This window comes from Streptomyces sp. NPDC042259 (assembly GCF_055582085.1).
The window spans coordinates 149,334-161,131 of the sequence record NZ_JBVJDW010000004.1 but is presented as its reverse complement, the minus strand read 5'-3'; the positions used below and the strand labels follow the sequence as shown (position 1 = coordinate 161,131).

14 protein-coding genes are annotated in these 11,798 nt (G+C 71.1%); 5 read left to right on the top strand and 9 right to left on the bottom strand.

Annotated features, from left to right (window positions below):
* Positions 1–15: 15 nt before the first annotated feature.
* Complete coding sequence (locus tag ACZ6MA_RS12985; RefSeq protein WP_469433371.1) at positions 16–336, bottom strand: ArsR/SmtB family transcription factor; 321 nt, start codon at positions 334–336, stop codon at positions 16–18.
* A gap of 103 nt (positions 337–439) precedes the next feature.
* Here ACZ6MA_RS12985 and ACZ6MA_RS12980 point away from each other — a divergent pair, with 103 nt between their 5' ends.
* On the top strand, positions 440–1,627 hold the full coding sequence (locus ACZ6MA_RS12980; RefSeq protein ID WP_469433369.1) for an MFS transporter: 1,188 nt from the start codon (positions 440–442) through the stop codon (positions 1,625–1,627).
* A 46-nt stretch (positions 1,628–1,673) separates the two neighbouring features.
* Here the strand turns inward: ACZ6MA_RS12980 and ACZ6MA_RS12975 are convergent, their stop codons facing one another.
* On the bottom strand, positions 1,674–2,372 hold the full coding sequence (locus tag ACZ6MA_RS12975) for a copper homeostasis protein CutC (protein ID WP_469433368.1): 699 nt from the start codon (positions 2,370–2,372) through the stop codon (positions 1,674–1,676).
* A gap of 58 nt (positions 2,373–2,430) precedes the next feature.
* Between ACZ6MA_RS12975 and ACZ6MA_RS12970 the strand changes: the two genes are divergently transcribed.
* Positions 2,431–3,099, top strand: coding sequence for an HD domain-containing protein (locus tag ACZ6MA_RS12970; RefSeq protein ID WP_469433366.1), 669 nt, complete (start codon positions 2,431–2,433; stop codon positions 3,097–3,099).
* A 136-nt stretch (positions 3,100–3,235) separates the two neighbouring features.
* Here ACZ6MA_RS12970 and ACZ6MA_RS12965 read toward each other — a convergent pair whose 3' ends face one another.
* The gene (locus tag ACZ6MA_RS12965; protein ID WP_469433365.1) at positions 3,236–3,415 is read right to left on the bottom strand and encodes a hypothetical protein; all 180 of its coding nucleotides are present in this window, start codon (positions 3,413–3,415) and stop codon (positions 3,236–3,238) included.
* A gap of 145 nt (positions 3,416–3,560) precedes the next feature.
* Positions 3,561–4,370 (bottom strand): hypothetical protein, encoded by an 810-nt coding sequence (locus tag ACZ6MA_RS12960; RefSeq protein WP_469433364.1) that lies wholly within the window; start codon positions 4,368–4,370, stop codon positions 3,561–3,563.
* 339 nt (positions 4,371–4,709) lie between these two features.
* Here ACZ6MA_RS12960 and ACZ6MA_RS12955 point away from each other — a divergent pair, with 339 nt between their 5' ends.
* A complete protein-coding gene (locus tag ACZ6MA_RS12955; protein ID WP_469434080.1) occupies positions 4,710–5,987 on the top strand; it encodes a Cmx/CmrA family chloramphenicol efflux MFS transporter in 1,278 nt (425 codons plus the stop codon).
* Between the two features lie 117 nt (positions 5,988–6,104).
* Here ACZ6MA_RS12955 and ACZ6MA_RS12950 read toward each other — a convergent pair whose 3' ends face one another.
* Together ACZ6MA_RS12950 and ACZ6MA_RS12945 are read right to left on the bottom strand one after the other, a co-directional pair.
* On the bottom strand, positions 6,105–6,380 hold the full coding sequence (locus ACZ6MA_RS12950; protein ID WP_469433362.1) for a DUF4031 domain-containing protein: 276 nt from the start codon (positions 6,378–6,380) through the stop codon (positions 6,105–6,107).
* Positions 6,377–6,745 carry a hypothetical protein gene (locus ACZ6MA_RS12945; RefSeq protein ID WP_469433361.1) on the bottom strand — a complete coding sequence of 123 codons (369 nt, stop codon included), beginning with the start codon at positions 6,743–6,745 and terminating at the stop codon, positions 6,377–6,379. Before ACZ6MA_RS12945 ends, ACZ6MA_RS12950 begins: the two co-directional genes overlap by 4 nt.
* 54 nt (positions 6,746–6,799) lie before the next feature.
* On the opposite strand from ACZ6MA_RS12945, the gene ACZ6MA_RS12940 reads away from it, so the two are divergent.
* Together ACZ6MA_RS12940 and murQ are read left to right on the top strand one after the other, a co-directional pair.
* On the top strand, positions 6,800–7,738 hold the full coding sequence (locus tag ACZ6MA_RS12940) for a MurR/RpiR family transcriptional regulator (RefSeq protein ID WP_469433360.1): 939 nt from the start codon (positions 6,800–6,802) through the stop codon (positions 7,736–7,738).
* 31 nt (positions 7,739–7,769) lie between these two features.
* Positions 7,770–8,705, top strand: a complete 936-nt coding sequence (murQ, locus tag ACZ6MA_RS12935; protein ID WP_469433358.1) for an N-acetylmuramic acid 6-phosphate etherase — start codon at positions 7,770–7,772, stop codon at positions 8,703–8,705.
* A gap of 96 nt (positions 8,706–8,801) precedes the next feature.
* On the opposite strand, the gene groL is transcribed toward murQ, so the two are convergent.
* From groL to ACZ6MA_RS12920, 3 genes are all read right to left on the bottom strand, one after another.
* Complete coding sequence (gene groL, locus ACZ6MA_RS12930; protein WP_469433357.1) at positions 8,802–10,427, bottom strand: chaperonin GroEL; 1,626 nt, start codon at positions 10,425–10,427, stop codon at positions 8,802–8,804.
* Between the two features lie 381 nt (positions 10,428–10,808).
* Positions 10,809–11,015: a cold-shock protein gene (locus ACZ6MA_RS12925; protein ID WP_003967346.1), complete on the bottom strand. Its 207-nt coding sequence runs from the start codon at positions 11,013–11,015 to the stop codon at positions 10,809–10,811.
* 436 nt (positions 11,016–11,451) lie between these two features.
* Positions 11,452–11,727, bottom strand: a complete 276-nt coding sequence (locus ACZ6MA_RS12920) for a MoaD/ThiS family protein (protein ID WP_469433355.1) — start codon at positions 11,725–11,727, stop codon at positions 11,452–11,454.
* Positions 11,728–11,798: the final 71 nt, after the last annotated feature.

Genomic DNA, 11,798 nt, shown 5'->3' with positions numbered 1-11,798 from the left:
CCCGCCGGAGACGGCCTACCGCCCCAGCGCTGTCAGCAGCGTGTCCGTGAGGCCGGGGAACCTCGCGTCGAGGTCGGCCTTGCGGAGCCGGACGAGGCGGTTGCGGCCGGCCACGCGCGTGGCGGTCACCCCCGCCTCGCGCAGCACCCGCATATGGTGCGACACCGTCGACTTGTGCAGGTGATCGAGCCCCAGCCCGGTCAGGTCGCAGCCGTGCTCCCGGCCGTCCAGAAAGACGGACAACAACTGCATCCGCACCGGGTCACCCAGGGCGTGCATGACCTTGACCAGCTCGATGTCCTCGGTCGCGGGCTGCGGAAGCCACTCGTCCACCACGCTTGCCTCCTCACCTTCGCCCCCACCCGGAACTGTTTGACAATCATCCACTCTTCCCTATTGTTTGACGAGTATCCAACAATGATCATGGGGAAGGGAACCCGTGCGCCTCCGCCTGCTCCTGCTCGCCCTCGGCACGTTCGCCGTCGGCACCGACACGATGGTCATGGCCGGCATCCTCGGCCGGGTCGCCGACGACCTCGACGTCTCCGTCGCGGCCGCCGGCCAGATGGTGTCCGTCTTCGCGCTCGCCTACGCCCTGCTGGCACCCGTGCTCGCGACGCTGACCGCCCGCTGGCACCGGCGCCGGCTGCTGCTCACCGCGCTCGCGGTCTTCACCGCCGCCAACGCGCTCAGCGCGCTCGCCCCCGACTACCCGACGCTGCTGGCCACCCGGGTGCTCGCCGCGGCGGGTGCCGCGCTCTACACCCCCACCGCCAACGCCGTCGCCACCGCGCTCGTACCGCCGGAGCGGCGCGGCCGGGCGATCGCGACGGTCCTGGGCGGGATGACCGTCGCCACGGCCCTCGGGGTGCCGCTCGGCACGTACGTCGGCCGCACCGACTGGCGGCTCACGATGTGGCTGGTCGTCGCGCTCGGCGCCGTGGCCCTGCTGGGGTTGGCCGCCTTCCTGCGCGAACTGCCCGCCCCCGCCCAGGCCGTGGGCCTGCGCGAGCGGCTGGCACCGCTGCGCGACGGACGGATCGTGGCCGCCGTGGCGACGACGTTCGTCTTCTTCGTCGCCTTCCAGGCCGTCTATATCTACCTGGCCGTCGCGATGCGCCCCGCGACCGGCGGCGAGGCAGGCCGGCTCAGCCTGATCCTGCTGGTCACGGGCGTCGCCTCGGTGGCCGGCAGCTGGCTCGGCGGCCGGGCGGTGGACCGCTGGGGCGTGCGCACCGTGCTGCTCGCCGCCGGTTCGGCGGCGGCGCTCGCCTTCACCGCACTGCCCTGGCTCGGCCTGACCATGGCGGGCGCCCTGCTCTACGCCGCCGTCTCCCCACTCGCCGGCTGGGCCATCTCCGTCGCCCAGCCCCACCGGCTGGTCTCCCTCAGCCCGGCCCACGCGCCCCTGCTGATCTCCCTCAACAGCAGCGCGCTCTACCTGGGCATGGCCGCGGGCGGCGGTACGGGCAGCCTGGCGATGACGCTGCTGGGCGAGCGCTGGTTCCCCCTGGTCTCCACGGCGCTGGCCCTGGCGGTACTGGCCCTGGTCGCCGTCACGACGTCCCGCCCCCGCACCGCGTCAAGCCCCGTCGGGCAGCTCGCAGCAGTGGCCACGGGAAAGTGAGGACGCCCCGCGCAGCGGAATAGGCGGGTGCGGCCGGCAGACGGCCTCAGCCGCCGAGGGCTTCCCGCCAGACCGCGACCGCGGCCGCGGAAACCGGCGCGTCCCAGCCCGCGGGGCGGGCCGCCCCGCCGATGTGGAACGCGGAGACACCGGCGTCGAGCAGCACCGGCACATGCCGCAGCTGCAGCCCGCCGCCCACGAGGATCCGCGGCTCGTACCCCGGCTCGTCCTTCCGTGCCGCCTCCGCGACGAGCGTCGCGAGGCCGTCGTCGACGCCCGCGGCGGAACCCGCGGTGAGGTAGGTGTCCAGTCCGGGCTGGTCGGCGAGCTGCTTGCGCACGGCGTCACGGTCGGCGGCCCGGTCGAGGGCACGGTGGAACGTCCACCGGGCGCGGGGGCCGACGGTCTCGGCGAGACGGGCGACGGCCGGCAGGTCGGCCCGGCCGTCGTCGGTGAGGAAACCGAGCACGAACTCATCCGCCCCCTCGGCGGTCAACGCCCCGGCGTCCGCGCACAGCGCGTCGAGCGCCGCGGCGCCACCCACCGAGAAACCGTCGGTGGCGCGCAGCATGACGCGCACGGGGATGTCGACGGCGGCCCGGACCGCGGCGAAGGTCCCGAGGGCCGGGGTCAGGCCGTCGGCGGCCATGTCACTGACCAGTTCGAGGCGGTCCGCCCCTCCGGCCTGCGCCGCCACCGCGTCCTCGACGTCGAGCGCGATCACCTCAAGAATTGGTCTAGACATGTAGGACAGCCTGCCACATGCGCCGTACCCGTCGAAAGCCGTGCTCCACAATTGGCCTATGTCAGCTACGCCCGTACACCCGTCCAGCCCCGCACTGCGCGTCCGCTGGCGGCAGACCGTGGCAAGGGCCCGCGCGGCGGCGGTCCCGCACGGGGCCCACCCCGACCCCGATCCGTACGCCGACGACCTGCTGGGGCGCTGGTCCGAACCGCAGCGCCGCTATCACACGGTCGACCATCTGCTGGCGGTCCTCGACCGCGTCGACGAGCTGGCCGAGCACGCCGACGACGCCGACACCGTCCGTCTCGCCGCCTGGTTCCACGACGCCGTCTACCGCCCCGACCGCTCCGAGAACGAGGAGCGCAGCGCCCGGCTCGCCGAGCGCGCCCTGCCCGAGCTGGGCGTCGACCAGGCCCGCACGGCCGAGGTCGCCCGGCTCGTACGGCTCACCGTCGGCCACGACCCGGCCCCCGGCGACTGGAACGGCGAGGTGCTGTGCGACGCGGACCTCGCCGTCCTGGCGGGGACGCCGCGGCAGTACGCGGCCTACGCGGCGGCCGTCCGCGAGGAGTACGGATTCGTCCCCGACGACGCGTTCCGCGCAGGCCGCGCCGCGGTTCTGCGCCAACTGCTGGCGCTGCCCCGGCTGTTCCGCACCCCGCAGGGACACGACCGCTGGGAGGCGGCCGCGCGTCTTAACCTCACGGACGAGTTGGGGGCGCTCTAGCCTCTCGCCTGGCCGGCGTCTTCTACGGCCTGCGGGCCCATCTTGCCGCCTGCGGCGGCGAGCGCCCTGCGGGCGCGTCCTCAATCGCCGCGCAGCGGTGGTGCGGGACACACGGCCCGCAGCCAGGCCCGCCGCCCTAGGATGGTCGTCGGGAGCGCAGGACGGCCAGCATCCAGGCACGGATGCTGCGTACCAGCTCCCGGCCGGGGGCTATCGGTGCCGAGCGCAGCACCTTGGAGAAATATTCGTCATTGGTCGCCTCGCCGGCCATCCAGCGACGCCCCGACTCGATGATCTCGCCCTCGCGCACGCTCATGCTGACCCCCACCTTCGCGTAGCCGTACGTCGACGATAGGGACACCGCCCTCCGCGGCGTCCGTTTCGCCACAACTTCACTGCTTCTACCCCGTCGTTGAGGTAGTTTCACCTGGACGAATGCCGTAACCAACCGGCAGCGCCCGTCAGGACTCCATCGCCCGTCGGCCCAGAGCGTGCGCGGTGCCGAGCATTCCCGTGATGACCATCAGATAAGGCTTGCGCACTTTCCCCTCGGGCAGATCCCCCACCTTGGGCGCATCGATGATCAACACCCCCTGGGGTTCGCTGCCGGCACACACCGGGGCGACGATGGCAGACAGATAATCGTCCCCCAGGTTGATCTTCAGGTTCCCATTGGTGTTCCGGTTGTCATGGATGTAAACGATCTGCCCCTGATTCAGGACGTTGATCAGGGCCTTCTCGGTCTTCCTGTCGAACTGCACCGGGGGCGTCGCCTGCCCGTGCACGACCTCCAGGTCGAAGTGCCCGTCGCCGCCCAGGGAATAGAAGGCCGACCGGGCCTTCCTGCTCGCGCCGTTGGCCACGACAGTGATGAGCCGGTCATGAATCTGCCCCAGGATCCTGGGAACCTGGGCGGGCTTGGCACCCACCAAGGTGCCCATGTGATCGACGATCGCCGACATGGCCGCTTCGAATTTAATTCCCTCGATACGTCGGTAGCGCTTCCGCAGCAGGGACGAAAGGAAAGGGGCGATCACCGCCGCGAGCGCCGCCGCGAAAAAGAGGGCAAACTTTGCGGAACCGGCGGACTCATTGGCCAGTGCCGTAATTCCGATCGTCAATCCGGGAGAAACAACCGGCATCACATAAAAGGCGAAATCCTGCGATTTCTTTTTCAGAGACATGGCACCTGCTTTCGACGGACCGAAACGCACCGTGACAGCAGCGATTATCCCGGCGTTCACCCTGACGTCGACCCACTTGAACCACACGTTCCCCACCCACCCCGAGCGCATCGGAGCAGTTTGCGGGGCGCTCATGACCAGGGCGCCGTCACCGCGACTCAATACGCCCCTCGACAGATGTATCCGCTCTCTTTGTCCGGGCGGCCAGCAAGGGCAGGAATCGGCAATATAGCCGCAGCCGCCCCGCCGCCGGACGGTATTCGGCGGACTCCCCACCGAAAGCGTGTGGAACAACGCCGCAAACCCGCATATCGCGGACTCGGCGACGGCATCGCCTTCCACTGGGCGAGACGGCCCCCGCCCGCGGGAATACCGTGGCCGGAATACGCGCTGGCACCGGACATGCCGACCGCCAGCCCGAACCGCATGCCCGTCGCCGTCCACGTCCTCGGTTTGTCAGTATTCGCCCTCGGAACGTCAGAATTCATGCTGTCGGGGCTGCTGCAGCCCCTCGCCCGTGACATGGGCGTTTCCATACCCAAGGCCGGGCTGCTCGTGTCCGCCTTCGCGATCGGCATGGTGGTCGGCGCGCCCCTGCTCGCCGCCGCGACGCTGCGGCTGCCGCGCCGCACCACCCTCGTCGCCCTGCTCGCCGTCTTCGGGCTCGGGCAGGTGGCGGGGGCGCTCGCTCCCTCGTACGGGGTGCTGTTCGCCTCCCGGGTGGTGAGCGCGCTGGCGTGCGCCGGGTTCTGGGCGGTCGGCGCGGCGGTGGCCGTGTCACTGGTGCCGGTGACGGCACGGGCGCGGGCCATGGCGGTGATGGTCGGCGGACTGTCCATCGCCAACATCGCGGGCGTGCCCGCCGGAGCGTTCCTCGGACAGCACGCGGGCTGGCGGGCGGCCTTCTGGGCGGTGGCCGCCCTGTCGGCGGTGGGCCTGGTCGGCGTGCTCGCGCTCGTCCCCGGCACCAAGCCGCCGACCGGCGCGGACGCCCCCCGGCTCCGCACCGAGCTGGGCATCTACCGCGACCGGCAGGTCTGGCTCGCGCTCGTGACCACCGCGCTGAACGGCGGCGCCGTCTTCTGCCTGTTCTCCTACCTCGCCCCGCTGCTCACCGAGACCGCCGGGATCGACGAGGGCTGGGTGCCGACCGTGCTGGGGCTGTTCGGCGTGGGGGCGCTGATCGGCACGGCCATCGGCGGCCGGATCGCGGACGCCCATCTGTTCGGCACGATGTACGGCGGCATCGCCGCCTCGGCGGCCGTGCTCACCGTGCTGGCGCTGACCGCGCACACCCCGGCCGCCGCCGTGGGCATGGCACTGCTGCTGGGCGTCACGGCCTTCGCGACGGCACCGGCGCTGAACGCCCGGATGTTCAACGTCGCGAACGCCGCGCCGACGCTGGCGGGCGCCACGACGACGGCCGCGTTCAACATCGGCAACACGGTCGGCCCCTGGCTCGGCGGACTCGTCATCGGCGCCGGCTGGGGCTATCCGGCGGTCGCCTGGACGAGCGCGGGCCTGGCGGCCCTGGCCGTGGGCACCACGGCCGTCGCCTCCCGGCTGCACCGCGCGACGAGCGGCTCCCGCGTGGTGCTGACGTCCGCCCAGCAGCCCTCCGGCAGCGAGCCGTCCGTGCCGCCTGCGGCGGCGAGCGCCCTGCGGGCGCGTCCTCAAGCGCCGGACGGGCTCGATTTGCGCTGACCTCAGCCAAAACAAGCCCGTCCGGCGCTTGAGGACACGGCACGGCAGCCCGTCCGGCGATCGAGGACACCGCCGCGCACCACCAGGGGGCGCTACAGACGCGGCCGCGGGCCAGGCTTACCGCGCGCCGGGGCGGTCGTACTTCGGCTTGCGCAGGCCCGCCGTCGTCAGCAGCCGTACCAGCTCCTTGGTGCCCACCTCCACCGCGCCCAGCCGCACGGCGTCACCGTAGGACGACGACGGCACGTCGTAGTGGTCCCGGTCGAAGGCCCGCGCCGGAGCGCCGAGCCGGGCCGCGAACGCGTGCAGCTCCTGGTAGCTGACATCGCTGACCAGGTGCGACCACATCCGGCCGTGTCCGGGCCAGGTGGGCGGGTCGATGTAGAGCGTCATCGCAGCGCCGTCGCCAGGGAGCCCACCGGTGCCACCAGCACCGCCTGTTTCGCGCACGCCCAGTGCGGGTCGGCGCCCAGTTCGGGCTCGACCTCCAGCGCGTGCGGGTCGCCCTCGCCCACGCACAGCGGGCACAGCGGCCAGCGCCCGTGGCGCTCCAGCAGGGCGTCCTGGACGTCCTGGGCGATGAGACCGGACAGGAACGCGGCGCCTTCCGGCCACTGCTCGACCCACCACCGCCGGTGGGTGACCGCGTCCTCGACCAGCGAGACGATTCCGGCCTCCGCCACGTCCCCCGCCGCCAGATCTGCGAGGACGAGCGCGCGTGCGATGTGCAGTGCCTGTTCGAGCTCCATACGGTCCATTGTCGGGGACCGCGAGGGTTGACGGTTCACCGGACCGAAAATACCTTTCAAAAGGTGAGCAGCAAACTGAAGGAAACTTTCGACGCCGCGTCATCGCCCGCCAATCCGGCACCTCCCGCACCCGCCGCCCTCGCCGCCAAGGTCCGCACCCTCGCCCCCTCGATGACCCGTTCGATGCAGCGCGTCGCCGAGGCCGTAGCGGGCGACCCGGCCGGTTCCGCCGCGCTCACCGTCACCGGCCTCGCGGAGCGCACGGGCACCAGCGAGGCCACCGTCGTGCGCACCGCCCGCATCCTCGGCTACCCCGGATACCGCGATCTGCGGATCGCCCTCGCCACGCTGGCCGCGCAGCAGGCGGCGGGCGCCGCACCCGCCGTCACCGCCGACATCGCCGTGGACGATCCCCTGCCGAGCGTCGTCGCCAAGCTCGCCCAGGAGGAGGCGCAGTGCCTGGCGGACACGGCCGCCGCCCTCGACACCGCCCAGCTGGAGTCCGCCGTCGCCGCGCTGGCCACGGCCCGGCGCATCGATGTGTACGGCATCGGCGCCTCCCATCTCGTCGGCCAGGACCTCGTCCAGAAGCTGCTGCGCATCGGGCTGATCGCCCACGCGCCCGGCGATCCGCACCTGGCCGTCACCAACGCCGTCCAACTGCGCGCCGGGGACGTGGCGATCGCCATCAGTCATTCGGGGCGGACCACCGACGTCATCGAGCCGCTGCGGGTCGCCTTCGAGCACGGTGCGACGACGCTCGCCATCACCGGCCGCGCCGACGGTGAACTCGTCCAGTACGCGGACCACGTCCTGACCACGTCCTCCGCCCGGGAGAGCGAGCTGCGCCCGGCCGCCATGTCCAGCCGCACCAGCCAACTGCTCGTCGTGGACTGCCTCTTCATCGGTGTCGCGCAGCGCACCTACGACAAGGCCGCCCCCGCGCTGTCCGCCTCCTACGAGGCGCTCGCCCACCGGCACACCCCGCGGAGCCGGCGCTGATCCGCCCCGGCCCGGAAGGAGCCGCCCGCCCATGACCTCCCACGCCGCGTACGCCGCGCTCCGCGCCCAGCTGGCGACCCTCACCACCGAGGAGTTCCGCCCGGAACTCGCGGACATAGACCGGCTGCCCACCCCGGACCTCGCCCGGCTCATGAACGACGAGGACGCCACCGTGTCCGCCGCCGTCGCCGCCCGGCTCCCGGAGATCGCCGCCGCCATCGACGCGACCGCCGCCCGGATGGCGGCCGGGGGCCGCCTGGTCTACGCCGGCGCGGGCACCGCCGGCCGGCTCGGGGTGCTCGACGCCAGCGAGTGCCCGCCGACGTTCAACACCGACCCCGGCGAGGTCGTCGGGCTGATCGCGGGCGGCCCGCCGGCCCTGGTCCGGGCCGTCGAAGGGGCCGAGGACAGCGCGGAGCTGGCCGCCGCGGACCTGGCCGAGCTCGCCGTGGGGGCGGCCGACACCGTCGTGGGCGTCTCGGCCTCCGGCCGCACGCCGTACGCGATCGGGGCCGTCGCGTACGCACGGCGGGCCGGGGCGCTCACCGTGGGCCTGTCCTGCAACGCGGGTTCGGCGCTCGGTGCCGCCGCCGAGCACGCCATCGAGGTCGTCGTCGGACCGGAACTGCTCACCGGCTCGACCCGGTTGAAGGCCGGCACCGCCCAGAAGCTGGTGCTCAACATGTTCTCGACCATCACGATGATCCGGCTCGGCAAGACGTACGGGAATCTGATGGTCGACGTCCGTGCCTCGAACGACAAGCTGCGGGCCCGCTCCCGGCACATCGTCGCGCTGGCCACGGGGGCGTCCGACGCGGAGATCGAGACGGCGCTCGGCGAGACCGGCGGCGAGGTGAAGAACGCGATCCTCGTGCTCCTCGGCCGTGTCGACGGTGCCACGGCCGAGCGTCTGCTGGCGGAGTCCAAGGGCCATTTGCGCGCCGCGCTCGACGCGACGCGGGGCTGAGGCCGCCCGCCCGCCGAAAACGCCCGAGGGCGGCACCCCCGCGATGGGGGTGCCGCCCTCGGCACGTACTGCTGGAACAGCTGATCCTCGAAAGGGTCAGAAGTCCATGTCACCGCCCGGCATGCCGCCCGGGGCGCCGCCCGCGGCGGCCTTCTCCGGCTTGTCGGCGATGACGGCCTCGGTGGTGAGGAACAGCGCGGCGATGGACGCGGCGTTCTGCAGCGCGGAACGCGTGACCTTCGCCGGGTCGATGATGCCCTCGGCGATCATGTCCACGTACTCACCGGTCGCGGCGTTCAGACCGTGGCCGACGGGCAGGTTGCGGACCTTCTCGACGATGACGCCACCCTCGAGACCACCGTTGACGGCGATCTGCTTGAGCGGGGCCTCCAGGGCGAGCTTCACGGCCTTGGCGCCGGTCGCCTCGTCACCCTCGAGCTCGAGCTTCTCGAAGACCGCGGAGGCCTGGAGCAGGGCCACGCCACCACCGGCGACGATGCCCTCCTCGACGGCCGCCTTCGCGTTGCGAACGGCGTCCTCGATGCGGTGCTTGCGCTCCTTGAGCTCGACCTCGGTCGCGGCACCGGCCTTGATGACGGCCACGCCGCCGGCCAGCTTCGCGAGGCGCTCCTGGAGCTTCTCGCGGTCGTAGTCCGAGTCGCTGTTCTCGATCTCGGCGCGGATCTGGTTGACGCGGCCCTGGACCTGGTCGCTGTCACCGGCACCGTCGACGATGGTCGTCTCGTCCTTGGTGATGACGACCTTGCGGGCGCGGCCGAGCAGGTCGAGACCGGCGTTCTCCAGCTTGAGGCCGACCTCCTCGGAGATGACCGTGCCGCCGGTGAGGATGGCGATGTCGCCGAGCATGGCCTTGCGGCGGTCACCGAAGCCCGGGGCCTTGACGGCGACGGACTTGAAGGTGCCACGGATCTTGTTGACGACCAGGGTCGACAGGGCCTCGCCCTCGACGTCCTCGGCGATGATCAGCAGCGGCTTGCCGGACTGCATGACCTTCTCGAGGAGCGGCAGCAGGTCCTTGACCGAGCCGATCTTCGAGTTGACGATCAGGATGTACGGGTCGTCGAGCGACGCCTCCATACGCTCCATGTCGGTGGCGAAGTACGCCGAGATGTAGCCCTTGTCGAAGCGCATGCCCTCGGTGAGCTCGAGCTCGAGCCCGAAGGTCTGCGACTCCTCGACGGTGATGACGCCTTCCTTGCCGACCTTGTCCATCGCCTCGGCGATGAGCTCGCCGATCTGGGTGTCGGCGGCGGAGATGGAGGCGGTGGAAGCGATCTGCTCCTTGGTCTCCACGTCCTTGGCCTGCTCGAGCAGGGCGGCGGAGACGGCCTCGACGGCCTTCTCGATGCCACGCTTGAGCGCCATCGGGTTGGCACCGGCGGCCACGTTGCGCAGACCCTCACGGACCAGCGCCTGGGCGAGGACGGTCGCGGTCGTCGTGCCGTCACCGGCGACGTCGTCCGTCTTCTTCGCGACCTCCTTGACCAGCTCGGCACCGATCTTCTCGTACGGGTCCTCGAGCTCGATCTCCTTGGCGATGGAAACACCATCGTTGGTGATCGTGGGGGCGCCCCACTTCTTCTCGAGGACGACGTTGCGGCCCTTGGGGCCGAGGGTGACCTTGACGGCGTCGGCGAGCTGGTTCATCCCGCGCTCGAGACCGCGCCGTGCCTCCTCGTCGAACGCGATGATCTTGGCCATGTGAAGTGGTCCTCCCAGGACGATGGGGGTACCTCCCTGGCTCGTCAGAGCCAGAGGGCGGATTGCTCCCGGACCGCGCTGGCGCCCGCGACGGACGGCCTGCACACCTGGCGGTTCCTTGCCCCGCCTGGCCTGCGGACCTCACCGACGGTCCAAAACTGTCACTCTCACCCGGAGAGTGCTAAGCCAATGATTAGCACTCGCCCCCTCCGAGTGCAAGCGCCTGGAGCCAAGAGCTACCCACACGAGGGGGCTCACACACGGGGCCCGGCCACGCTCGTGGGGCAGGGGTGTCCGGGCAGCACGAAGGGCCCGTACCTCCCCCTGGAGGCACGGGCCCTTCGGCGAGCCGATTGAGCCTAGGTGGTCGATGCGCCGAGATCAGCCGACCGCCAGCTTGACCATGTCCGCCTGCGGACCCTTCTGACCCTGCGAGATCTCGAACTCGACTCGCTGCCCCTCCTCGAGGGTGCGGTAGCCGTCCATCTGAATCGCGCTGTAGTGGACGAAAACATCCGCACCACCGTCGACCGCGATGAAGCCGTACCCCTTCTCCGCGTTGAACCACTTGACGGTGCCCTGAGCCATGCCTAACTCCCCTATTACTGGCCCTTGCGCAGGACCGCACTTCGCGGACCCGGGTCAGACCTCACCCCCCGGCAGTCCCCTGATCTTCGACATGGGGAACCCCGGAAGATGTGCGCCGGAACGCGTCGACCGCGGCTGAATGTATCTGCACGGATGCCGTCTGCAACAGGTCACTCGGACGAGAATTCCGGGCGCGGCCGATTGGCGATAACCGGTGAATACCGGGGATTCCCGGGCAAGTCGGGCCGGACATAACGCAACCAACCCGACAATTCGTGCACCTACTCGGCACACAACTTGACGGGTTCTCATATGCGTTCGGCACTGACGCCGGAGGGGGAACGCCTCAACTGTATCGCGCTTCAACAGACGGAATCGCCCCGTCCGTTTCCGGCCGGGGCGATTCACGGGACTTCCGCAGGAAACCTGCGAAAGGTCAGCCGCCGGCGACCGCCGGAATGATCGAGACGCCGGCACCGTCCGGCGTCACCGCATTCAGGCCGCCCTCGAAACGCACGTCGTCGTCATTGACGTACACATTCACGAAACGGCGCAGCTTGCCGCTGTCGTCCAGGACGCGGGCGGCGATGCCCGGGTGGTTCTTCTCCAGATCGGCGATCACCTCGGCGAGGGTGCCGCCCTCGGCGGAGACCTCGGCCTGTCCGCCGGTGTAGGTGCGCAGGATGGTGGGGATGCGAACGTTGATGCTCATGCGGATTCGCCTTCCGGCTAGAGATGACGTGCGGGGCCGGCCCCGGCCGTCGAGGGGGCCAGGGGCAGAGG